Source organism: Janthinobacterium sp. BJB301 (genome assembly GCF_002735685.1).
GTDB classification, from domain to species: Bacteria; Pseudomonadota; Gammaproteobacteria; order Burkholderiales; family Burkholderiaceae_D; genus Janthinobacterium; species Janthinobacterium lividum.
The window spans coordinates 2,479,767-2,502,016 of the sequence record NZ_PDZJ01000001.1; the positions used below are offsets into that span (position 1 = coordinate 2,479,767).

Here is a 22,250-nt window from a genome sequence, read left to right on the forward strand (position 1 = left end):
CTATCTTGCCACACAATCATCGGTTTTGCGCTGCTTAGCGTGCGCCGCCAGCCAGGCCTCGATACTCGCGGTAATAGCGTCCGCCCAGGTTGGTCAGCACCTCATAGCCGATGGTATTGGCCATGGCTGCCACCGCGTCGACCGGATGTTCGGCGCAGATCAGGTCGACCAGGCTGCCCGGCGCGACGCGGTCGCCGGCGATGGCACTCACGTCGAGCGTGATGGAATCCATCGAGATGGCGCCGATCTGCGGCACTTTCACGCCGTCGACGATGGCCAGGCCCTGGTTGCTCATGCTGCGCAGCCAGCCATCGGCGTAGCCGACGGAAACAGTGGCCACCTGGCGCGGCTCGCTGGCCGTGTAGCGGCGGCTGTAGCCCACGTGGTCGCCGGCGGCAATCGTGCGCGTCTGCATGACCTTGCCTTGCAGGCGCACCACGGAGCGCAGGGGATTCGGTTCGCCGCCCTGCGGCCCGATGCCATACAGGGCCGCACCGGGACGCACCAGGTCGAAGTGGAAATCGGGGGATAAAAAGATGCCCGAGGAATTGGCCAGGCTGGCGCGATACTGCGGCAGACGGGCGCGGATAGCGATGAAACGGGCCAGCTGCTCGCCATTCATGGGGTTGCTGCGCTCGTCGGCGCAAGCCAGGTGGCTCATGATGTAGCGCACCTTGATGCCGTCGAGAAAATGCGGGTCCAGCAGCCAGGCGTCGATTTCCTGCGGCGACAGGCCCATGCGCGACATACCCGTGTCGACCTGCACGATGGCGTCCAGTGTGGTGCCCAGCGCCTTCGCATGCGCGCGCCAGCCGGCCACCTGGGGCTCGCTGTTGAGCACTGGCGTCAAGCCATGGGCCGTGAATTCGCCTTCCGTGCCGACGGGCGGGCCGTGCAGCACGAAGATGTCCGCATCCGGCGCCACATGCGGGCGCAGGCTGATACCCTCTTCCAGGTGGGCCACGAAGAAATGGCGGCAACCTTCTTCATACAGGGCCGCGCCCACTTGCGCGGCGCCGAGGCCATACGCGTCGGACTTCACGACGGCCGAGCAGGCGGCAGGATGCGCCTTGTCGCGCAACAAGCGGTAGTTGGCGCGCACGGCGTCGAGGTCCACCGTCAGGATGGCGCCGCTACGTTCCTTTGGAGGCATGCTGGCCCCCATCTCAGGCCACCGCGTGTTGCAGTTTGCCATTGCCCTGTGCGCCGCTGTAGCGGCTGACGGACAGGTCGTCGGCCAGGATGGCCGGCTTTTTCGACGACATCAGGTCGGCCAGCAATTGCGCCGAACCGCAGGACATGGTCCAGCCCAGGGTGCCGTGGCCCGTATTGAGGAACAGGTTGCGCAGCGGCGTGCGGCCGACGATCGGCGTGCCGTCCGGCGTCATCGGACGCAAGCCCGTCCAGAACGTGGCTTCGGCCGTGTTGCCGCCGCCTGGGAACAGGTCGTTGACGACCATTTCCAGGGTTTCGCGGCGGCGCGGGTTCAGGTTCAGGTTGTAGCCGGCGATTTCCGCCATGCCGCCCACGCGGATGCGGTCGTCGAAACGCGTCACGGCGATCTTGTACGTTTCATCGAGGATGGTCGACACGGGCGCCTTGGCCGCGTTGACGATAGGCACGGTGATCGAATAGCCCTTCAGCGGATACACGGGGATGTCGAGCAGCGGCTTCATGAAGCCCGTCGAATAGGAACCGAGCGCCACGACGTAGGAGTCGGCCTTGACGATTTCCGCGCCACATTGCACGCCAGCGATTTCATCGCCCTGCGTCAGCAATGCATCGATGGCGACGCCATAGCGGAACTTCACGCCCAGCGCCACGGCCATTTCGGACAGGCGAGTGGTAAACAGCTGGCAATCGCCCGTTTCATCGTTGGGCAGGCGCAAGCCGCCGAACAGTTTATCCTTGACCGCTTCGAGGGCCGGTTCAGCGCGCGACAGCTCGTTGCGCTGCAACACTTCATACGGCACGCCCGCGTCTTTCAACACTTCGATATCCTTGGCGGCGTCGTTGTATTGCTTTTCGGTGCGGAACAATTGCATCGTGCCTTGCTGGCGGCCTTCATACGTGATGCCGGCCTCGGCGCGCAGCACCTTGAAGCAATCGCGGCTGTATTCGGCCAGTCGCACCATGCGTTCCTTGTTCACCGCATACGCTTCCGGTGTGCAATTACGCAACATCTGCCACATCCATTTGAGCTGGGCGGCGCTGCCGTCGAGCGAGATGGCCAGCGGTGCGTGGCGCTGCATCATCCACTTCACGGCTTTCAGGGGAATGCCGGGCGCAGCCCATGGCGAAGCGTAGCCGGGCGAGATTTGCCCCGCATTCGCGAAGCTGGTTTCCAGTGCCGGGCCCGGCTGGCGGTCGATGACGGTCACCTCATGTCCTGCCTTGGCCAGATAGTAAGCACTGGTGACGCCGATGACGCCGCTACCCAGAATCACGATACGCATAGTTTCCTCATTATATTTTTTAGGCTGACGCCAGATTAACCGCTATCATATTGGGAAAGAGCCAGTATTTGTTCACGTATAAATCGAGATATTCAGCAATAAATCATGAGAATCCTTAAAGAATCGGCACGTGGCCTCGACAAGCTGGATCGCCACATCCTGCGCATCCTGCAACAGGATGGCCGCATCTCGATGAAAGACCTGGGCGAACAGGTGGGATTGTCCATCACGCCCTGCATCGAGCGGGTCAAGCGCATGGAGCGCGACGGCGTCATCACGGGCTACCATGCCAAGGTGAACCCGGCCGCGCTGGGCGCCAAGCTGCTCGTCTTTGTGGAGATTACGCTGAATCAAAAATCCGCGTCCGCCTTCGAGCAATTCCGCCGCGAAGTGCTGCAAATTCCCGAGGTACAGGAATGCCACCTGGTGTCGGGCGACTTCGATTACCTGATCAAGGCGCGCATCCATGAAATGGCCGAGTACCGCAAGCTGCTGGGCGACATGCTGCTGCAGCTGCCCGGCGCCGCGCAATCGAAAAGCTATGTGGTGATGGAAGAAATCAAGGAAACCCTGGCGCTGTCGACCGACGTGCTGCAAAATCGGTGAAGGTACCGCCTGCCGGTACCGACAGCATCAAATTTTGCACCTTTGTATAATCTTGTAGCACATTCGCGGCGACACAAGCACACTCCTGTCCTGACATCACGCCCGTCCCCTCTGAGATTGGAAGCAGTGATGCACACTGGGAGTCCGTATGAACACATTGATAAAACTGGCAGCTTCCTGCCTCGCGGGCCTGGCCGTGGCCATGTGCACCGCCAGTGAATACAAGGTCAACCGCGCGCCGGACAATGGCGCCATCTATCAAAACATCAAGGTGGGCAAGACCACCCGCCTCGACCTCGACGCTGCCCTGGGCAACGCCACCGTCGTCAGCTTCGATCCCGGCTATGAGGTCTGGGTCTACAAGAACCAGCTGCAAGCACCCAAGATGACGCGCCTGATCCCCCTGCTGGGCGAAAAGGGCACGCGCGAAGTGGCCGTCATGTTCGACCAGGCGGGCATCGTGAGGAAATTCCGGATACACGAGCCGCGCAAGTAAACACCTGCTCCCCTGAATAAACGGCTCAGGCCGGGCATGGTGCGGCAACGGCGCCCAGGGCAAGCCTGCGCGCGCCGGCATCGATTGCCTTTGGACTGCCCGCCCCATCGCGCTCGTCGCCGAGCCTGAACGTACCGACCAGCTCCGCCATCTGGATGGCCTGCTCCTTCAACTGCTCGGCGGCGGCCGCCGTCTGCTCCACCATCGCCGCATTCTCCTGTGTCATGCGATCAAGCTGGCTCACCACCACATTGACCTGGCCGATCCCATCACTCTGCTCCCTGGCCGAAGTGCTGATTTCGCCTATCATGGCCATGACATGGCCGACACTGTCGACGATTTCATCCATCGTCACGCCGGCATCCTGCACCAGGCGGCTGCCCGACGCCACGCTGGCCACGGAGGCGTCGATCAGCACCTTGATTTCCTTGGCCGCGACGGCACTGCGCTGCGCCAGGTTACGCACCTCGCTGGCCACTACGGCAAAGCCCCGTCCCTCCTCCCCCGCGCGCGCCGCCTCGACGGCCGCGTTCAAGGCCAGGATATTGGTCTGGAAGGCAATGCCGTCAATGGTGCCAAGAATATCGGCAATGCGCTGGGAACCCGCATTGATCGCATTCATGGTCTGCACCACCCGGGCAACGACATCGGCACCCCGGCTGGCGACCCGCGAGGCGGAGTTGGCCAGCTCGGTAGCTTTCCTGGCCGCGTTGGCCGTATTGCCGACAGCACCAGTCAATTCCTCCATCGAGGCCGACGTTTGCTCCAGGCTGGACGCCTGCTCCTCCGTACGCATGCTCAGGCTGGTATTGGCCATGGCGATTTCCACTGCCCCCGTGGACATCGCCTGCGACGCTTCGCGCACCTGGCCCACCATCGTCGCCAGGGCTGTTTGCATGGCCACCAGCGAGGCCATGACACTGCCGCCCGGCGCCTGCACTTGCTCGCCTGCATGGCTCAAATCCCCTCCGGCAACTTTTTGAGCCGCCGCGCCCAGCAGCGCCGGTTCGCTACCCAAGGAACGGAATAAGGTGCGCACGATCCACAGCCCGGCGCCGCCGGCCGCCATGAAAGCGAGCAGGCAAACGCCGACGAGCAGATTGCGCTGGGCGGCAAACGCCTGCTTACCCGTCAGCAAGCGCGCCTCGGCCCTGGCCGCGGCATAACGCGCGTACTCATTGGTCGTCCTTTCCAGGCGCATCAGCAATGGCTGGCATTCGCGGTTCAACTTGTCGATGGCGGCAGACTTCTGACCAGTCAGCGCCAAATCGACGATGGACAACGCCACCGGCCCATACAGGGCTTCCACCGCTTCCATTTCCCGTATCAGTCTGGTCGCTGTCTCGGTGATCTGGGCCGATTGCGCAGCGCTGCGCTGCAATTGCCGCAACTGCGCCTGCACCCGGGCGTGGGCTTCGGCGACACGCTCCTTTTCCTGCGCGATATCTTGTGCATTCACAAACAGCAGCAAATTGCGTGCGGCGATGGCCCGGCTATCAACCGCCTCCTGCAATTTGGCAACCAGGACGGAACGGGCATTCGTTTCGGACAAATAGGAATCGAAACGCGCATTCGCATCCAGCAGCGAGGTGATGGAAATGCCGGAAACGGCCAGCACCATCAGCGCCAGTCCGGCAAAGGCGATGGCCAATTTGCCCTTGATCGTACGGATATTCATATCATTTCCCCTGTGAATGGTATAGCCACGGCGGCCTGCGCACTTGCACGCGCATCTTCTTGCTTGCATTTCTTGAGGTACGGCGCCTAAGCTGGCGCTGCGTCGGGAAAAAAGACCACGCAATCCTTGCCGGACAGTTTCGCGCTGTACAGCGCCTCATCGGCCCTGCGGAAACTGTCCGCCACGGCATTTCCCTGCATGCGCGCGATACCGACACTGATCGTCACGCCCCGCCTGACAGCCGTCGAGCGCCGCACCGTGTCCAGCAGCTGATCCGCAATGTAGGCCACGCACGCCAGGTCGGCATCGATCAGCATGGCGAATTCCTCGCCGCCGATCCGCCCGTGCGGACAACCTGCCGCCGACGCGGCAATAATCTGGCCCAGCTCCCGCAGGACGATATCGCCGGTATCATGTCCAAATTCATCGTTAATCCTCTTGAAATCATCGACATCGGCCATTAACAGGTATGCAGGCGACGACTTGCCATCTCTCATTGCCGCATGCAGCGCATCGAGAAAACAGCGGCGATTGGGTATGCCAGTCAAATAATCGCGGTAAGCCATGTCTTCCAGGCGCGCCGTGGCGACATGGTGCATATAGCGCAGGCGAAAAAAACAGCTGCTGAAAAGCAGGCCGATCAACACCCCCGCCGCCGCATACATTACCGACCATTCGCCGCTGGCCAGCAACGCCTGCTCGAAACCGCCCAGCCCCAGTAAAAACCACACAACCAGTATCAGCACCAGATACGTCAATGGATCACTGGCGATGGCCGAAATGGAAACCGTCATCAAGACTCCGAGTGGAAACATCCAGTACCCGCTAATGCCGCTTGCCGACATGAGCACGCGAAAGCCGGCACAGGAAAAAATGGCAGTCACCAGGCCGCCAATATTCAGATACCGTAAATTTCCTGCCCTGCAGCTGATCACAATTCCAAGCAAGACTCCGGCTACACAAATAAAATATTCCTGACCCACCGCATAAGATAATCTGCCAGCCAGGAAATATGACGCGAGCATGCCAATAAAGGCCATGCATTGCAATGCCAGACTCGGCGTCTTCAATTCCAGATAAAAGTATCGCTGCTGCGATAAATCATACGCACCGGCATGAGGCACCCTGCATATTTCCGCCATTTTTTTGTGTAATGCACGCATCTCCGCTCCCACATCGCCATTATTTAAAAAATACTTACCGCTTAAGCAAGGGTGCGTTTTTTGTAAATTTTATTTTACTAATATTTCTTTATTCGCCATGCAATCATGATATTTCCACTTGGAAATCTAACCACGACACGGTACATTTATACTGAAGCAAGCGATACTACACTTTGGTTCTATTGATAGCGGCACGCGAAATCCGTAGCATCTCGCTCGGCAACTTCAACCAAATCGTCTCACTGATGGAGATAACAGCAATGTTGCTATTTAGGGAATGTGGGGAAATTATTTTCAAAAGAAATTACTGGCTTCTCATTACCCATATTGTCTTTTTAATAGCAATCAGTGTCTTGGGATTTGCGGCGCATGTCGGGGCGCAAGGAAGGGAGACGATAGATGCCGCGCAGCCGACGAGCTTAGGTTTGCTCCGGCACTACCAGGCACTGGAAGACAGCAGCTGTGAACAGCCAGTCGATGCCGTCAGGCATAGCCCGCACTGGATCTCCGTGACGGGGGACCCGCCCAACGTCGGCCTCGCTGGCGCTTGCCGGTGGATCAGGTTCAACCTCGACAATTCTGGCCCGCAGCCGGCGCAGGTGACGGTTGACCTGGGCACACCCTTGCAGGATTTTGTAGACTGGCATGTGCTTGACAGGGCCGATGGACGCCTCATGACGAGCATCCATAGCGGCGACCGGCGCAATTTCAACTTCCGCTACCAACAGTCCTGGACCTTGTCATTACCGCTGGCCATCGCTGCAGGACAAAAGCTGGCAGTGTATGCCAGGCTTGCCAGCCTGGACGGCTTTCAGGAACCGCTTGCCCTTACCGTGCAGGCCAGCGATACGTTTTTCCTGCAGAAATCCAAGGAAAAACTCTTGATGGGAATGTATTTTGGCTGCCTGCTGGCCTTCTGCATTTACAGCATCTTTCTTTTTATTTCCACCAAAGACAATATTCATATCATCTACGCGGCATTTCTCGCCCTGCTGAGTTCCACCACATTCTTCTATTATGGCGCCAGCGCTGAATTTCTCTTTTATAGCAATCCAGAATTCAATAATTCACTACTGCCATTCCTCTTTTCACTGTGCATGTTCTTTTTTTTCATTTTCGCCAGATCCTATCTGAAAATGCCGGATCTTCCATCCAACAGTTTCATCACAATCTACAACATCATCACTGTCGCCATTTTACTGGCATCGCCGCTGGCATTCCTGATTGGCTATGCAGCCAGCTATACCATCAATACGATACTCGTGCAGACCAATATACTTGTCCTTCTGATTCTGCTTATTCCTCTATGCCTGAACAAAAATATGAATGCCATTTTTCTATTGATTGCTTTCTTTCCGCTTGGAACAACACTTTCCTTAAAACTACTTAGCCTGGATAACTTCATTACCTCCCAGCATCTGTTTGAACATAATTTCCATATGGCGGAAAGCACGATTTTTTCCGTGATCGCCTTAAGTTTTTCCATCGCTTACTCCATGAAAATCATGCGGCAGGCGATGCAGGAGGCTAGCTCGCGCGAAATGACATCCATGATCGCGCTGCAAGACAACGAGCTCAAACTGATGCACCTGTCGCGCGTCACCCTGGCCGGCGAATTGAGCGGCGCCATCGCCCATGAACTGAGCCAGCCGCTCACTTCCATCCTGGGCAATGCCCAGGCCGCGGAATTCATGATCAGGAACCGGCACTTCAATGAACCCGCACAACTGGCGATCATCCGCGACATCATCGATCAGACCAAGCGGGCTGCCACGGTGCTCACGAAAATCAGGAAACTGCTGTATCCCGGCAAGAAGTGCACGGAACGTATACGCGTCAATGACGTACTGGCCAGCGTACGACAATTCATGCGGCACGACCTGGCGCTCAAAAATATTCGCTTGACGGAATATTGCGACCACGAAATGCATGTCAGCGGAGACCTGGTGCAGATTCAGCAAGTCCTCATCAATCTGTTGGCCAATGCAATCGACGCGGTCAAGGACTTGCCCGACGAGCGCAAGTGCATCTACCTGTCGGTGCGCCACTATCTGGGCAAATATGCCTTGTTTACCGTCAGCGATACGGGGGTCGGCTTGCCGCCCGACCATCACGACAGGATATTCGATGCTTTCTATAGCACCAAGGAAGGCGGCATGGGCCTGGGCATGAATATTTGCAAGAAAATTATCGCTGCCCACTATGGCGAAATCTGGGCCCGCTCCGCCTATCCCTTCGGCTCCACCATTGAATTCACCATACCCATTGATGAATAACACCAGTGCCGCAGCGCCCTGCGTTTTCCTCGTCGACGATGACCCGTTCATCCTGCGCGCACTGGAAAGAATTCTTTCCTGTACCAGCCACCAGGTACAGTCCTTCTCTTCCGCTGAAGCGTTTCTGGCCGAGGCCGACCTGCAGCAGGCGGGCTGCCTCGTCCTGGACCTGTCCATGCCCGCCATGTCCGGTCCCCTGCTCCAGGAACACCTGCTGCATTGCGAATCGCTGCTGCCGGTGATTTTTTTAACAGGCAATGGCGACGTGGCCAGCAGCGTCAAGGCCATGAAGCTGGGGGCGGTTGATTTCCTGACCAAGCCCGTCGACGCCCTGCGCCTGTTCGATGCCGTGACACTGGCGCTCAAGCTGAATGGCAGGCTCACCGCGGACCGGGCGCTGCTGCGTTCCATCGAACTGCGCCTGGGCAGGCTGACGAAACGCGAACACCAGGTCATGGAGCTGGTGGTCGCTGGCCGGCTGAACAAGCAAATCGCGGCGGAACTGGGAACGGTGGAACATACGGTCAAATTGCACCGCGCCAGCGTCATGCGCAAGATGCAGGCCGACTCTTTCTCCGACCTGATGACAACGATCAATACCCTGCGCCTGCTCAAGCCGCAAGCCAGCGGACGCTGATCAGGGCGAGTCTGGTGGGCCTGCCATGCCAAGCCCGCCCTGGCGGACGCCCGGCGGCGTCCTCTTGTTCTACACTGGCGTTTTATTCTCCGGTGCCCCCATGCTATTACCCGCACGCCTCGCCCATATTTCGACAGACAAGGACTGGCAACACGACACGCCTTACCCGCCTCTCGGCTTCACCCCCTTTTCCGAAGGCGCACTGGGCAATGGCGACACCTTCGGCCTGTACTGGCCCATCGGCCGCGAAGCGGCGGAACCGATCGTCGTCGAGACGTGGCACGACGAGTGGCGCATCCAGCCGCACTTTTCCAGCCTGACGACGTTCTTGCAAGCCTGCGCGGCAGCGGAAGACGAATATGTCGGCGCGCCATCGCTGGCCGACGACCCAGCTTCGCCGCGCGCCGCCTATCTGGAGGCCAAGGAATTGATTGCGCAGCGCAACCCGGATGCGGCCATCGCGCTGCTGGAAGCGGCGCTGGCCCTCTTGCCCGAATACACGGATGCGCTGGTGCTGCTGCATGGCCAGTATGTGCGCGCGGGAAGAATCGGTGAAGCCGTCAAGGTGGCCATCCAGGCGATCATTTCGCCGCCGTCATTTGGCGGCCCGCCATTCAAGGCCTTGCAATGGCTGCGCACGCAGGCGGTGCCGGCGGGGGAAATCGACCCCATCTGGCGCGCCTGCGGGCAGCTGTCGTTCAACTTTGGCGGCAGCAAGGAAAATGCCGATTACCCCGTGCTGCTGGCCGCCATCGCCACCTACCTGGAGCAAGGCAACCATGTTGGCGCCTCGACCCTGATGCAGACCTACGCCGAACTGATGAGCGCGGAAACAGTCTCCTTCCAGGAGCGCTACGCCTTCGAGCCTGCCGCCTTCCTTGCGCGGCAAATCGCCGTCAGCGCGAAGCTGCCGCAGGGCTGCCGCGACCCGGCGGCGCTATGGTCAAGCGAGCTGGCCTAGCTGCTGCCGGAACAGCTTGCGATACGCCGATGGCGACGTCTGCAAGCTGGCCCGGAAATGCTGGCGCAGCGACAGGGCCGTGCCGAAGCCGGCCTCTTGCGCCACGATATCGATCGATGCCGCGCTTTTCTCCAGCAAGCCTTGCGCATGCGCCAGGCGCTGGTTCAGCAGCCACTGCTTGAACGAGGTGCCCATGGCCTGGCGGAAGTGACGCGTAAAGTTGCGCCGGCTCATGGCGGCCTGTTCGGCCAGCGCATCGATGCTGTGCGCCTTCCCCAAATCGGCTGTCACGCTGGCCAATACCTCGGCAAAACGCCCTTCGCTGCCGGACACGGGCAGCGGACGCGCGATGAATTGCGCCTGCCCGCCCTGGCGGTGCGGCGCCACCAGCAGCCGGCGCGCCACCCGGTTGGCCACCTCGGCGCCCGCCAACTGGCGCAGCAGGTACAGGCAGCAATCGAGGCCGGCCGCCACGCCGGCCGACGTCAGCACGCCGCCATCATCCACATACAGCACTTCCCGGTCCACCCTGACCTTGGGATAACGGGCCGCCAGCCGGTCCGCCATGCCCCAGTGCGTGGCTGCGCTCTTGCCATCCAACAAGCCTGCCTGTGCCAGGGGAAACGCGCCCAGGCACAGGCCCACCATGCGCGCCCCGCGCCGGCTGGCCGCCTGCAGCGCCGCGACCAGGGGCGCCGCCGCAGCGCGGCAATCGTCGTGCCAGGCGGGCATGATGACGATATCGGCCCCCTCCAGTCCTTCCAGGCCGAACTCGGGCGTGATGCCGAAGCCGGCCGCCGTGCGCAGGGGTGCGGGATCGGCGGCGCACACGCGCACGTGGAAAGGCGGCAGATCGGCCTCGTCCGTCTGGGCGCCGAACACGAGGCAAGGCACGGACAAGTGGAATGGCGTCATGCCGTCAAAGGCAATCACGGCCACGCGCAAGGGAGAGGCAGAAGCGGGAATAGTAGTCATGGCCCGATTTTATCGCAGATATGCCTTCGGGCCACTTTTTATTGACAGCATACGGGCAGACAATGACGGTATCGGGGAAGCCCTTCCCCGCTCAACCATGCCAGGAGTTATCCATGTCTGCCGCAACATCCACCACCCCGCGCCGCGCCCTGCTCGTCATCGATGTACAAAATGAATACTTCACGGGCGACATGCCCATCGAATATCCGTCCGTCGAAATTTCCCTGCCGAACATCGTCACCGCCATGGCCGCCGCCCGCGCCGCCGGCGTGCCCGTGATCGTCGTCCAGCACGATGCGCCGGAAGCTTCCCCCATCTTCGCCAGGGGCAGCGACGGCTGGCAGCTGCATCCGCAAGTGGCCGCGTTTGCCGCCGACCACCGCATCAACAAGGTCATGGGCAGCGTCTTTGCGGGCACGGACCTGCGCGCCTGGCTGGAGGGCCACGGCATCGATACCCTGACGGTGATCGGCTACATGACGCACAATTGCGACGCCGCCACCATCTACCACGCCGCGCACGATGGCTTGCAAGTCGAATTCCTGCAGGATGCCACCGGCACCCTGCCCTACGCCAACGCGGGCGGCACGGCCAGCGCCGAGGAAATCCACCGCGTCTTCAGCGCCGTGTTCCACTCCAATTTCGCCGCCGTCGCCAGCACGCAGGACTGGCTCGCTGCCGTGCGCGAGGGCAAGCCGCTGGAAAAGGACAATATTTATCTGTCGAACCAGCGCGCGCGCAAGGCGCAGGCGAACTGACGCCGGCGGGAATGGACGGGTATCATGCGTCCATTCCCAACTTGATGATGCGCAATGCGAAAAATAATACTGCTCGGTTCAAGCGTTGCCGGTCTGTTCCTGCTGGCCACCGCCGCCCTGGTGCTGGCGGGACTCCACGACAAGCTGGCGCCCGCCGACGTGATCGTCGTGCCCGGCAATACGATTGCGCCCGACGGCACGCCCAGCCCCCGCCTGCAGGCACGCCTCGACGTGGCGCTCAATCAATTCCAGGAACACCGGGCGCCGCGCATCCTCGTCAGCGGGGCCACGGGCAAGGAAGGTTTTGACGAGGCCGCTTCCATGGCCCGTTACCTGCAGTCGCGCGGGGTGCCTGCCAGCGCCATCCTTGAGGACAATCAAGGCTGGACCACGGACGCCACGGCCCGCAATGCGGCGGCCCTGATGCGCCAGCATGGCTGGCGCACGGCCATGGTCGCCACGCAATATTTTCACGTGCCCCGCTTCCGGCTGGCGCTGGAGCGCAGCGGCATCGCCGTCAGCGGCAACGTGCACGCGCCCTATTTCGAGCTGCGCGACCTGTATTCCGTTCCCAGGGAAACCGTGGGCTACCTTGTGTATTACGTGAAATCCTGAACATGAAGATACTTGCCTTTGCCGCCAGTTTTGGCCTGGTGGCCGCATGCGCAGTGCCATCGATGGCCGCCGCCGATGCGGAGCCGATTGGCGCTGCTGCAAGCCTGTCTCTGTTTGGCGTGCTGATGCTGGGGCTGTGCATCGCCGCCTTTGGCGCACTGGCGCGGCGTGTGGATGTGGCGCATGGACACTGGCTGTCGGCCTGCGCGGGCGCGCTGTGCGGCGCGGTGCTATATGGCAGTTTCGCGCTGGCATTTGCAACGCAATCGATCACGGCGGGCCTAGCCTATGCCGCCAGCGCCCTGTGCGCCGCCAGCGCGGCCCTGTTGATGCCGGGCCTGCTGAAGCGGGCGGCAAGGCTGATGGCAAGGCCAGGCCAGTAAGCAGTCACTCGCTCCAGTCGCGCGAGCGCTCCACGGCCCGCTGCCATTTGTGCAGCCGCGTCAGGCGTTCGTCGGCCGCCATGGCCGGTTCGAAACGGCGTCCCACCTGCCACTGGGCGGCGATTTCTTCCTGCGATTCCCAGAAACCCACGGCCAGGCCCGCCAGGTAGGCGGCGCCCAGGGCCGTCGTTTCCGTCACCACGGGACGCACCACGGGCACATTCAGGATGTCGGCCTGAAACTGCATCAGCATGTCGTTGCGGGCCGCGCCGCCGTCAACGCGCAGCTCGCTCAAGGCGATGCCCGCGTCATCCTGCATGGCCGACAGCACGTCCACGTTCTGGTAAGCCACGCCCTCGAGCGCCGCGCGCGCGATATGCGCCTTGCCCGTGCCGCGCGTGATGCCGATCAGGGTGCCGCGCGCATACGGGTCCCAGTACGGTGCACCGAGGCCAGCAAATGCGGGCACGAAGACGAGACCGCCCGAATCGGGCACGCTGGTGGCCAACGCCTCCACTTCGGACGAGTCGCGGATGATGCCGATGCCGTCGCGCATCCATTGCACGGCCGCGCCGGCGATGAAGGCGCTGCCTTCCAGCAAATAATCTGTCTTGTCGCTGCCCGCGCCCAGGCTCCAGCCCACCGTCGTCAGCAGCCGGTTTTTCGATGGCAAGGGGCGCTTGCCCACGTTCATCAGCATGAAGCAGCCCGTGCCGTAGGTATTCTTCGCCATGCCCGGCTTCAGACAGGCCTGGCCAAAGGTGGCCGCCTGCTGGTCGCCCGCGATGCCGGCGATCGGCACGGAGATACCCAGCAAGCCGGTATAGGTGTGCGCCGCCACGCCGCTCGAGGGTACGACATCGGGCAGCAAGGAGGCGGGAATGTCCAGCAGCGCCAGCAGATCCGTATCCCACTGCAGGGTGTGGATATTGAACAGCATGGTGCGCGCCGCGTTGCTCGTGTCCGTCAAGTGGGCGCCGCTCATCTTGTAGATCAGCCAGCTGTCGACGGTGCCGAAGGCCAGCTCTCCCCGCTCGGCGCGCGCGCGGGCGCCGGGAACGTTGTCGAGCAGCCATTTGAGTTTGGTGGCGGAAAAATAGGCGTCCAGCACCAGACCCGTTTTTTGCTGGATCAAGTCCGCCTTGCCCTGCTCGACCAGTTGCTCGCAGTAAGCCGCATTTCTGCGGTCTTGCCAGACGATGGCATTGGCGACGGGTTCGCCCGTGGCGCGCTCCCACAGCACCGTCGTTTCGCGCTGGTTGGTCACGCCAATGGCGGCCACGTCGGAAGCGGCCACGCCGCTGTCGCGCAAGACCTGCTGCAGCACGCCCTCTTGCGACGCCCAGATTTCGCCCGCGTCATGCTCGACCCAGCCAGGCTGGGGGAAAATCTGGCGAAACTCGCGCTGCGCGCTGGCGTGCGGCCGGCCCGCATGGTCGAACAGGATGGCGCGCGAACTGGTGGTGCCCTGATCTAAAGCAAGTATGTATTTGGTCATTGTCTGGTGGTGCGAAAAGCGGGTAAAAACAGGCACGGAGGGTGTTCACTCCGTGCCCTCAGGACAGCGCAGGCAGTTTACCTTACCTTGCCTTCTTTCCAGGCTTGCAGCAGCTTGTCGTAGGCAATCGTTTCACCCTTCGGCTTTTCATTCGCCAGCTTTTTCCATGGGGCGTGCTGGTCCGACAGATACTGGTTCGGATCGACCTTGGGATTGAGCTTGGGCGCGCACGCCTTCATGCCGGCACGTTGCAGGCGCGCCATGACCTGGTCCATTTCCTCGGCCAGATTATCCATGGCGGCTTGCGGCGTTTTTTCCGCCGTGATGGCCGTGGCCACGTTCTTCCACCACAGCTGCGCCAGCTTCGGATAGTCGGGCACGTTGTTGCCCGTCGGCGTCCACGCTACGCGGGCTGGGCTGCGGTAGAACTCGATCAAGCCGCCGTACTCGTTCGCGTGCTTCGTGAAGTAATCGTGGCGGATATCCGAATCGCGGATAAACGTCAGGCCGACGATGGATTTCTTCAGCGACACGGTTTTCGACGTGACGAATTGCGCATACAGCCAGGCGGCGGCCTTGCGGTCGTCCGGCGTGGACTTGAACAGGAACCAGGAACCGACGTCCTGGTAGCCGTTCTGCATGCCCTCTTTCCAGTACGGGCCGTGCGGCGACGGCGCCATGCGCCACTTCGGCGTGCCATCCTTGTTGACCACTGGCAAGCCCGGTTTCGTCATGCCGGCCGTAAACGCCGTGTACCAGAAGATTTGCTGGGCGATTTCACCCTGCGCCGGCACGGGGCCCGATTCCGAGAAATTCATGCCGTTCGCCTGCGGCGGCGCGTATTTCTTCATCCAGTCGATGTATTTCGTCAGCGCAAAGACGGCCGCCGGCGAATTGGTGGCGCCGCCGCGCGACATCGATGCGCCCACGGGCGTGCACTTGTCGGCCGCCACCTTGATGCCCCATTCGTCGACAGGCATGCCGTTCGGAATGCCCTTGTCGGCCGCGCCAGCCATCGACAGCCACGCATCCGTGAAGCGCCAGCCCAGGGATGGGTCTTTCTTGCCGTAATCCATGTGGCCATAGACTTTCTTGCCGTCCAGTTCCTTCACGTCATTCGTGAAGAAGTCGGCGATGTCTTCATACGCGGACCAGTTCTGCGGCACGCCCAGCTCATAGCCATACTTGGCCTTGAACTTGGCTTGCAAATCCTTGCGCGCGAACCAGTCGGCGCGGAACCAGTACAGGTTGGCGAATTGCTGGTCGGGCAGCTGGTACACCTTGCCATCGGGCGCCGTCGTAAAACTGATGCCGATAAAATCCTTCAGGTCCAGGCCCGGATTCGTGAATTCCTTGCCCTTGGCGGCCATGTAGTCGGACAGCGGCTCGACGGCGCCATAGCGGTAGTGCGTGCCGATCAGGTCGGAATCGGAAATCCAGCCGTCATAGATGCTCTTGCCGGACTGCATGGAGGTCTGCAGCTTTTCCACCACGTCGCCTTCCTGGATGATGTCGTGGCGCACCTTGATGCCCGTGATTTCCTCGAATGCCTTGGCCAGGGTCTTCGATTCGTAGACGTGGGTGTCGATGGTTTCCGAGACCACGGAAATTTCCTTGATGCCCTTGGCTTTCAGCTTGGCCGCCGCATCGATGAACCATTTCATTTCAGCAAGCTGTTGTTGCTTGCTCAGGCTGGATGGCTGGAATTCCTTGTCGATCCAGGTTTGCGCCTGCTTGGCGTCCGCCAGGGCCGCATTCGACACGAGCATGGCCGCAGCCGCGAAGACCGTGAACTTCAATTTCATCGTGAATCTCCTTTTATAGTTTTTACCGGCCGCCTGCTGGCGGTACGGCATCCATCAACACCGGCAAGCCGGTCATCCCCAACGCATTACAACCAACAACAAGACAAAACTGATCGCAGCCCCGATGGCTTGCTGCATTTCCGTGAACCCCGCCCACGCCAGATTCACGTAGGCGGCCGTCAACAGCCCGATGAACAAACGGTCGCCGCGCGTGGTCGGCATCGGCAGGAAGCCCTTGCGCTCGATGCTGGGCGAACGGATCTGCCACACCGTCATGCCGGCCAGCATCAAACCGATGCAAATGAAGAAGATGGCCACTTCCGGCGTCCACGCCATCCAGCCGAACAGGCTGGCTGTGCTATCTGTATTTTCCATGTCACACCCTCCCCATCGCGAAACCCTTGGCAATGTAATGCCGCACGAACCAGATCACCAGCGCGCCGGGCACGATGGTCAGCACGCCCGCTGCCGCCAGCACGCCCCAGTCCATGCCGGCCGCCGACACGGTGCGCGTCATGGTGGCGGCAATCGGCTTGGCATTGACGGACGTCAAGGTGCGGGCCAATAACAGTTCCACCCAGCTGAACATGAAGCAGAAGAAGGCCGTCACGCCCACGCCCGACTTGATCATTGGCAAGAAAATGCGGATGAAGAAGCGGGGAAAGCTGTAGCCGTCGATATACGCCGTCTCGTCGATTTCCTTCGGCACCCCGGACATGAAGCCTTCCAGTATCCACACGGCCAGCGGCACGTTGAAGACCATGTGCGCCAAGGCCACTGCCAGGTGCGTATCCATCAGGCCCACCGTCGAATACAGCTGGAAGAATGGCACGAGGAAGACGGCGGGCGGCGTCATGCGGTTGGTCAAGAGCCAGAAGAACAGATGCTTGTCGCCCACGAAGTTATAACGCGAAAAGGCATACGCGGCCGGCAAGGCGACCGTGACCGACATCACCATGTTCAAGGCCACGTAAATCATGGAATTGATGTAGCCGCTGTACCAGGACCGGTCCGTGAAGATCGTGTGGTAGTTGGCGAACGTCAGTTGCTGGGGCCACAGGCTCAGCACGCCGACGATTTCCTCGTTGGTCTTGAGCGACATGTTGAGCATCCAGTAGATGGGCAACAATGACGCCAGCAAAAAGACGGCGAGGATGGCACTGCTCATTTTCTTGTGCATCATTTCTGGTCTCCCGTGCCGACGCGCTGCATCCACGTGTACAGCACAAAGCAGAACAGCAGGATGATGAGGAAATAGATCAGGGAAAACGCGGACGCCGGCCCCAGGTCGAACTGGCCCACGGCCTTTTGCGTCAGGTACTGCGACAAAAAGGTGGTCGCATTGCCCGGCCCGCCGCCCGTCAGCACGAACGGTTCCGTGTAGATCATGAAACTGTCCATGAAGCGCAGCAACACGGCGATCATCAGCACATTGCGCAGTTTCGGCAGCTGGATGTAGCGGAACACGGCCAGACGCGAGGCGCCGTCGATGCGCGCGGCCTGATAGTACGCGTCGGGAATGGCGCGCAAGCCCGCATAGCACAGCAGCACGACCAGGGGCGTCCAGTGCCAGATATCCATCACCATCACCGTCAGCCAGGCGTCGAGCGAATTGCCGTTGTAATTGTAGTCAAAGCCCAGCTGGTTCAGGGTATAGCCCATCAGGCCGATATCGCCGCGGCCAAAGATTTGCCAGATGGTGCCCACCACGTTCCAGGGGATCAGCAAGGGCAGCGCGATCAGCACCAGCGCCAGCGACGCCTTCCAGCCATCGGCCGGCATGCACAGGGCGATCAGAATGCCCAGCGGAATCTGGATCGCCAGCACGGAGCCGGAAAACAGCAGTTGGCGCAGCAAGGCGCTGTGCAGGTCGCCGTCCAGCATGACCATGCGGAACCACTCCGTGCCCACGAAGACCTTTTGCGTGGGGCTCAGAATATCCTGCACGGAATAGTTCACCACCGTCATCAGCGGCAGGATGGCGGAAAAGGCCACGCACAGCAGCACGGGCAGGATCAATAGCCAGGCGCGGCGGTTGTTATCGGTTTTACCGTTATGTATCATAAGGCCACCCGCTTATCGTTGACATAGAACAAGGTGCGTTGCGGCGGAAAGCGCAGCCGCACGGCATCTCCCGCGACGGCATCGATGGCGCGCAGCTTGGCCGCCACCGTCGCGCCACCCAGCTGGAATTCCGCCAGGTAATGCGTACCCATGTTGCGCACGGCCGTGACCGTGGCATCCAGGCAGTGGTCGCCCCCCCCGTCTCCCGGGTACGCCTTGACGCACTCGACGAATTCGGGCCGCACGCCCACCGTGATTTTTCCTTGCGCACCCGACAGCGCCGCGCGCGCGGCTGCGGACACGGCGAGTAGCTGCCCCGCCACGCGCACGCCGCCATCGTCCAAGGTGCAATCGAGCAAGTTCATGCCCGGATTGCCGATGAAATAGCCGACAAAGGTGTGCTCGGGTTCCTCGAACAGGGCTTGCGCGCTGCCCGTCTGCACCACTTCGCCCTGCGTCATGACGACCACCTGGTCGGCAAAGGTCAGCGCTTCCACCTGGTCGTGCGTGACGTAGATCAACGACAATTTCAGTTCGTGGTGGATTTCCTTCAATTTTCTGCGCAACAGCCATTTCAAATGCGGGTCGATCACCGTCAGCGGTTCGTCGAACAGCACGGCCGCCACGTCGGGGCGCACGAGACCGCGTCCCAGCGAAATCTTTTGCTTGGCATCCACGGACAAGCCGCTGGCGCGCAATTTCAGGTCGCCCGTCAATTCCAGCATCTGCGCCACTTGCTGCACGCGCTTTTTCACTTCCGTCTCTTTCCAGCCGCGATTACGCAACGGAAACGCCAGATTGTCGTGCACGGTCATGGTGTCGTAGATCACGGGAAACTGGAACACTTGCGCGATATTCCGCGCCTCGGTCGGCAGCTGCGTCACGTCCTTGCCGTCGAACAGCACCTTGCCATGCGACGGTTTCACCAGGCCGGAAATGATATTGAGCAAGGTCGTCTTGCCGCAGCCGGACGGTCCCAGCAAGGCATACGCGCCGCCGTCATGCCACTCCATGCTCATGGGCCGCAGCGCGTAGTCGCTTGGCGCCGTCGGGTTCGGTTTGTAGGCGTGGGCCAGGTCGACCAGTTCGATGCGCGCCATGTCAAGCTCCTCCCGGTGCAAACAGCAGCCCGCCGTCTTGCGCGAAGATCAGCAAGGCGTGCGGCTGGCAATACACGGTGCAGGCGCTGCCGATCTCCAGGTTGTGCACGCCGCCCAGCTGCGCCACCAGGGCCAGCTCGCCGCGGCGCGCATGCACATAGGTTTCCGAGCCGCTGATTTCCGCCAGGTCCACCAGCGCCGCGATGGGCACGTCGCCATCGGACTGGGGAGACAGATGCAGGCTGTGTGCGCGCACGCCGAGGATCACCTCCGTACTGTCGCCCAGGCGGGCGCGCTGTTCGCCGCTCAGGTGTATCGACAGGCCGTCCGCCGCCTGCGCCACGCCATTCGCATCCACGCGCGCGGGGATCAGGTTGATGGGCGGGTCGCTGAAGGTGCGCGCCACATCGATGGAATTGGGGGCATTGAAAACGTCCAGGGTCGGCCCCTGCTGCAGCAGGCGTCCCTCGTGCAGCACGGCCACGTGGCCGCCCAGCTGCAGCGCTTCCAGCGGCTCCGTGGTCGCGTACACGACCGTCGTGCTGCCGCTGGAAAACAGTTCCGTTAATTCGCGGCGCAATTCCTCGCGCAGCTTATAGTCGAGGTTCACCAATGGCTCGTCGAGCAGCAGCAACGATGCATCCTTGATCAGCGCGCGCCCCAGCGCCGTGCGCTGCTGCTGCCCGCCCGACAGTTCCCCGGGCGTGCGCTGCAGGTACGGCGTGATATGCAGGCGCTCGGCCAGCGCCAGCACTTTCGTCCGTATCTGTTCCTCGGGCACCTTGCGCAAGCGCAAGGGCGAGGCGATATTGTCGTAGACAGTGAAGGCCGGATAGTTGATGAATTGCTGGTACACCATGGCCAGGTTGCGGCGGCTGACGGGCACGCCCGTCACGTCGACGCCATCGGCCGTCACGGTGCCCCCGCTGGGCTTGTCCAGGCCCGCCATCACGCGCATCAGGGTCGTCTTGCCGGCACGCGTGGTGCCCAGCAAGACGTTGATGGCGCCCGGCACCAAGGCCAGCGACATCGGATATAAAAAGTCGTCAGCCCCCTGCTTCCTGCTGATCTTGTCCAGTACCAGTTGCACGCGCTTCTCCTCCAGTGATGGTTTCTTATTCTTCGCCGCACCCTCTGCGGGGCGCGGTCGCCAACGTGTTGTGCTTACGGCAAAGGGTGCTGCAACAGCCAGGCATCGAGCCTCTCCGCCGTCTCGCGCGGCAGGTGCAGACCCAGCTTGGAGCGCCGCCACAGGATGTCGGCCGCGCTGACGGCCCATTCATGGCGCCGCAAATATTCGACTTCCGCCGCGTACAGGCCGGCGGCGATTTCCTCGCCCATGGCCGCCACGTCCGCCCTGCCCTCGAGCAGCACGTGGATGCGCGTGCCGTAGGCGCGCGCATAGCGCGCCACCAGCGCCGCCGGCAGCCACGCATACTCGCGCTGCAAGCCTTGCACGAACTGACCGAACTCGCGCACGGAGCGGTTCTGCGGCACGGTGCCATACACATCGCCGCCGGGCAGGCAAGCCTGCTCCGTCCAGGCCCGCCGCCGCTTGCCCGGCTCGGACACCAGCAACGGCTCCAGCACATCGAGCGCTTCCTCGGCCAGCTTGCGGAAGGTGGTGATCTTGCCGCCGAAAACACTGAGCAGGGGCGCACCTTCCTGGTCCAGTTCGAAGCGGTAATCGCGCGTGACGGCCTTGGCATCGGCCGCCGCGTCTTCCACCAGCGGGCGCACGCCCGCATACGTCCACACCACATCGGCAGGCACAATGGGCTTGCTGAAATAGTAACTGGAAAGCTCGCACAAGTAACGAATTTCCTCGTCGTCGATTTCCACCTTGCCGCTGTCGCCGTGATAGTCGAGGTCGGTGGTGCCGATCAGGGTGAAATCGTGTTCATACGGAATGGCAAACACGATGCGCCCGTCCGGATGCTGGAAGATATACGCGTGATCATGCTCGAACAGGCGCTTGACGACGATATGGCTGCCCTTGATCAGGCGCAAATGCCGGCCCTGTCCGCCGGGCGCCGCCTGCTGCAGGAATTCGGCCGTCCACGGCCCGGCCGCATTGACGACGCTGCGCGCGCGCACCATCGTCTGCCTGCCGCCCGCGTGCTGCAAGGTAGCCAGCCAGGAAGCCCCCTCGCGCGCCAGCGCCGTGCAGCGCGTCTGCGTCAGCACGTGTGCGCCCTTGTCCGCCGCATCGATGGCGTTCAGCACCACCAGGCGCGCATCGTCAACCCAGCCGTCGGAATACACGAAGCCGCGCTTGAACTCGGGTTTTAACGGTTTGCCGGCGGCGTGGCGCGTCAGGTCGATGCCGCTGGAGCCCGGCAGGATTTCCCGCTTCGCCAGCATGTCGTAGAGGAACAGGCCGGCGCGTATCAGCCAGGCGGGGCGCTGGCCCTGCGCATGCGGCATGACGAAGCGCAGCGGCCACATGATGTGCGGCGCCGAGCGCAGCAGCACTTCGCGCTCGATCAGCGCCTTGCGCACGAGGCCGAATTCATAGTATTCGAGGTAGCGCAGGCCGCCATGTATCAGCTTGGTCGATGCGGATGAGGTGTGCGCGGCCAGGTCGTCCTTTTCGCACAGCACTACGGACAAGCCCCGCCCGGCCGCATCGCGCGCGATGCCGGCGCCATTGATGCCGCCGCCCACCACCAGCACATCGCATGCCATCGCTGTCTCCACACCTTGCTGTGCTGCGGTCATCGGGACTCCGTGTATGTCGGGGACACGCTGGCGAGGAAAGACTAGGCATCGCCGGCGA

At 61.6% G+C, this 22,250-nt stretch carries 21 protein-coding genes; 8 read left to right on the forward strand and 13 right to left on the reverse strand.

The features are described 5' to 3' along the window. Positions 1-34 precede the first annotated feature (34 nt). Both alr and CSQ91_RS10945 read right to left on the reverse strand, forming a co-directional pair. Complete coding sequence (gene alr, locus CSQ91_RS10940; RefSeq protein WP_257217289.1) at positions 35-1,153, reverse strand: alanine racemase; 1,119 nt, start codon at positions 1,151-1,153, stop codon at positions 35-37. 13 nt (positions 1,154-1,166) lie between these two features. After that, positions 1,167-2,456, reverse strand: a complete 1,290-nt coding sequence (locus CSQ91_RS10945; RefSeq protein WP_034783073.1) for a D-amino acid dehydrogenase — start codon at positions 2,454-2,456, stop codon at positions 1,167-1,169. Positions 2,457-2,561: 105 nt separating this feature from the next. Between CSQ91_RS10945 and CSQ91_RS10950 the strand changes: the two genes are divergently transcribed. Both CSQ91_RS10950 and CSQ91_RS10955 read left to right on the forward strand, forming a co-directional pair. Next, positions 2,562-3,062, forward strand: a complete 501-nt coding sequence (locus CSQ91_RS10950) for an Lrp/AsnC ligand binding domain-containing protein (protein ID WP_070222192.1) — start codon at positions 2,562-2,564, stop codon at positions 3,060-3,062. Positions 3,063-3,210: 148 nt separating this feature from the next. Beyond that, positions 3,211-3,558 (forward strand): hypothetical protein, encoded by a 348-nt coding sequence (locus CSQ91_RS10955; protein ID WP_099378671.1) that lies wholly within the window; start codon positions 3,211-3,213, stop codon positions 3,556-3,558. Between the two features lie 25 nt (positions 3,559-3,583). Here CSQ91_RS10955 and CSQ91_RS10960 read toward each other — a convergent pair whose 3' ends face one another. Both CSQ91_RS10960 and CSQ91_RS10965 read right to left on the reverse strand, forming a co-directional pair. Then, a complete protein-coding gene (locus CSQ91_RS10960; RefSeq protein ID WP_099388254.1) occupies positions 3,584-5,236 on the reverse strand; it encodes a methyl-accepting chemotaxis protein in 1,653 nt (550 codons plus the stop codon). Positions 5,237-5,322: 86 nt separating this feature from the next. Next, entirely contained in the window at positions 5,323-6,399 is a 1,077-nt protein-coding gene (locus CSQ91_RS10965; RefSeq protein ID WP_099388255.1) for a GGDEF domain-containing protein, read from the reverse strand. 173 nt (positions 6,400-6,572) lie between these two features. Between CSQ91_RS10965 and CSQ91_RS10970 the strand changes: the two genes are divergently transcribed. The 3 genes from CSQ91_RS10970 to CSQ91_RS10980 all read left to right on the forward strand — a co-directional run bounded on the left by CSQ91_RS10970 (position 6,573) and on the right by CSQ91_RS10980 (position 10,273). Continuing rightward, the gene (locus tag CSQ91_RS10970) at positions 6,573-8,675 is read left to right on the forward strand and encodes a sensor histidine kinase (RefSeq protein WP_143451008.1); all 2,103 of its coding nucleotides are present in this window, start codon (positions 6,573-6,575) and stop codon (positions 8,673-8,675) included. Further along, positions 8,668-9,312, forward strand: coding sequence for a response regulator transcription factor (locus tag CSQ91_RS10975; RefSeq protein ID WP_070280276.1), 645 nt, complete (start codon positions 8,668-8,670; stop codon positions 9,310-9,312). The genes CSQ91_RS10970 and CSQ91_RS10975 overlap by 8 nt, the downstream gene beginning before the upstream one ends. Positions 9,313-9,412: 100 nt before the next feature. Beyond that, positions 9,413-10,273, forward strand: a complete 861-nt coding sequence (locus CSQ91_RS10980) for a tetratricopeptide repeat protein (protein WP_099388257.1) — start codon at positions 9,413-9,415, stop codon at positions 10,271-10,273. Here the strand turns inward: CSQ91_RS10980 and CSQ91_RS10985 are convergent. Further along, entirely contained in the window at positions 10,256-11,218 is a 963-nt protein-coding gene (locus CSQ91_RS10985; protein ID WP_099388258.1) for a GlxA family transcriptional regulator, read from the reverse strand. The genes CSQ91_RS10980 and CSQ91_RS10985 overlap by 18 nt on opposite strands. 143 nt (positions 11,219-11,361) lie before the next feature. Between CSQ91_RS10985 and CSQ91_RS10990 the strand changes: the two genes are divergently transcribed. From CSQ91_RS10990 to CSQ91_RS11000, 3 genes are read left to right on the forward strand one after another with little or no spacing between them, the layout of a single operon-like run. Beyond that, positions 11,362-12,006 (forward strand): cysteine hydrolase family protein, encoded by a 645-nt coding sequence (locus CSQ91_RS10990; protein ID WP_099388259.1) that lies wholly within the window; start codon positions 11,362-11,364, stop codon positions 12,004-12,006. Positions 12,007-12,060: 54 nt separating this feature from the next. After that, positions 12,061-12,621, forward strand: a complete 561-nt coding sequence (locus CSQ91_RS10995; RefSeq protein WP_099388260.1) for a YdcF family protein — start codon at positions 12,061-12,063, stop codon at positions 12,619-12,621. Between the two features lie 2 nt (positions 12,622-12,623). Further along, positions 12,624-13,004 (forward strand): hypothetical protein, encoded by a 381-nt coding sequence (locus tag CSQ91_RS11000; protein WP_099388261.1) that lies wholly within the window; start codon positions 12,624-12,626, stop codon positions 13,002-13,004. A 4-nt stretch (positions 13,005-13,008) separates the two neighbouring features. Here the strand turns inward: CSQ91_RS11000 and glpK are convergent, their stop codons facing one another. From glpK to glpD, 8 genes are all read right to left on the reverse strand, one after another. After that, positions 13,009-14,502, reverse strand: a complete 1,494-nt coding sequence (gene glpK / locus CSQ91_RS11005; RefSeq protein WP_099388262.1) for a glycerol kinase GlpK — start codon at positions 14,500-14,502, stop codon at positions 13,009-13,011. A gap of 77 nt (positions 14,503-14,579) precedes the next feature. Continuing rightward, the gene (locus CSQ91_RS11010) at positions 14,580-16,307 is read right to left on the reverse strand and encodes an ABC transporter substrate-binding protein (RefSeq protein WP_034779106.1); all 1,728 of its coding nucleotides are present in this window, start codon (positions 16,305-16,307) and stop codon (positions 14,580-14,582) included. A 72-nt stretch (positions 16,308-16,379) separates the two neighbouring features. Beyond that, entirely contained in the window at positions 16,380-16,655 is a 276-nt protein-coding gene (locus CSQ91_RS11015; protein ID WP_034779613.1) for a DUF2160 domain-containing protein, read from the reverse strand. Between the two features lie 28 nt (positions 16,656-16,683). Further along, positions 16,684-17,490: a carbohydrate ABC transporter permease gene (locus CSQ91_RS11020; RefSeq protein ID WP_034779108.1), complete on the reverse strand. Its 807-nt coding sequence runs from the start codon at positions 17,488-17,490 to the stop codon at positions 16,684-16,686. Then, positions 17,487-18,371 carry a carbohydrate ABC transporter permease gene (locus CSQ91_RS11025; RefSeq protein ID WP_034754965.1) on the reverse strand — a complete coding sequence of 295 codons (885 nt, stop codon included), beginning with the start codon at positions 18,369-18,371 and terminating at the stop codon, positions 17,487-17,489. The genes CSQ91_RS11020 and CSQ91_RS11025 overlap by 4 nt, the downstream gene beginning before the upstream one ends. Beyond that, positions 18,368-19,471, reverse strand: coding sequence for an ABC transporter ATP-binding protein (locus tag CSQ91_RS11030; RefSeq protein ID WP_099388263.1), 1,104 nt, complete (start codon positions 19,469-19,471; stop codon positions 18,368-18,370). Before CSQ91_RS11030 ends, CSQ91_RS11025 begins: the two co-directional genes overlap by 4 nt. A 1-nt stretch (position 19,472) precedes the next feature. Continuing rightward, a complete protein-coding gene (locus CSQ91_RS11035) occupies positions 19,473-20,561 on the reverse strand; it encodes an ABC transporter ATP-binding protein (protein ID WP_099388264.1) in 1,089 nt (362 codons plus the stop codon). A gap of 74 nt (positions 20,562-20,635) precedes the next feature. Then, entirely contained in the window at positions 20,636-22,192 is a 1,557-nt protein-coding gene (glpD, locus tag CSQ91_RS11040; RefSeq protein ID WP_257217290.1) for a glycerol-3-phosphate dehydrogenase, read from the reverse strand. Between the last annotated feature and the right edge of the window lie 58 nt (positions 22,193-22,250).

Excerpts from the sequence above, each read along its gene's own strand:
- alr (WP_257217289.1), bottom strand. The coding sequence starts at position 1,153 with ATGCCTCCAAAGGAACGTAGCGGCGCCATCCTGACGGTGGACCTCGAC.
- CSQ91_RS10945 (WP_034783073.1), bottom strand. The coding sequence starts at position 2,456 with ATGCGTATCGTGATTCTGGGTAGCGGCGTCATCGGCGTCACCAGTGCT.
- CSQ91_RS10950 (WP_070222192.1), top strand. The coding sequence starts at position 2,562 with ATGAGAATCCTTAAAGAATCGGCACGTGGCCTCGACAAGCTGGATCGC.
- CSQ91_RS10955 (WP_099378671.1), top strand. The coding sequence starts at position 3,211 with ATGAACACATTGATAAAACTGGCAGCTTCCTGCCTCGCGGGCCTGGCC.
- CSQ91_RS10960 (WP_099388254.1), bottom strand. The coding sequence starts at position 5,236 with ATGAATATCCGTACGATCAAGGGCAAATTGGCCATCGCCTTTGCCGGA.
- CSQ91_RS10965 (WP_099388255.1), bottom strand. The coding sequence starts at position 6,399 with ATGCGTGCATTACACAAAAAAATGGCGGAAATATGCAGGGTGCCTCAT.
- CSQ91_RS10975 (WP_070280276.1), top strand. The coding sequence starts at position 8,668 with ATGAATAACACCAGTGCCGCAGCGCCCTGCGTTTTCCTCGTCGACGAT.
- CSQ91_RS10980 (WP_099388257.1), top strand. The coding sequence starts at position 9,413 with ATGCTATTACCCGCACGCCTCGCCCATATTTCGACAGACAAGGACTGG.
- CSQ91_RS10990 (WP_099388259.1), top strand. The coding sequence starts at position 11,362 with ATGTCTGCCGCAACATCCACCACCCCGCGCCGCGCCCTGCTCGTCATC.
- CSQ91_RS10995 (WP_099388260.1), top strand. The coding sequence starts at position 12,061 with ATGCGAAAAATAATACTGCTCGGTTCAAGCGTTGCCGGTCTGTTCCTG.
- CSQ91_RS11000 (WP_099388261.1), top strand. The coding sequence starts at position 12,624 with ATGAAGATACTTGCCTTTGCCGCCAGTTTTGGCCTGGTGGCCGCATGC.
- glpK (WP_099388262.1), bottom strand. The coding sequence starts at position 14,502 with ATGACCAAATACATACTTGCTTTAGATCAGGGCACCACCAGTTCGCGC.
- CSQ91_RS11010 (WP_034779106.1), bottom strand. The coding sequence starts at position 16,307 with ATGAAATTGAAGTTCACGGTCTTCGCGGCTGCGGCCATGCTCGTGTCG.
- CSQ91_RS11020 (WP_034779108.1), bottom strand. The coding sequence starts at position 17,490 with ATGATGCACAAGAAAATGAGCAGTGCCATCCTCGCCGTCTTTTTGCTG.
- CSQ91_RS11025 (WP_034754965.1), bottom strand. The coding sequence starts at position 18,371 with ATGATACATAACGGTAAAACCGATAACAACCGCCGCGCCTGGCTATTG.
- CSQ91_RS11030 (WP_099388263.1), bottom strand. The coding sequence starts at position 19,471 with ATGGCGCGCATCGAACTGGTCGACCTGGCCCACGCCTACAAACCGAAC.
- glpD (WP_257217290.1), bottom strand. The coding sequence starts at position 22,192 with ATGACCGCAGCACAGCAAGGTGTGGAGACAGCGATGGCATGCGATGTG.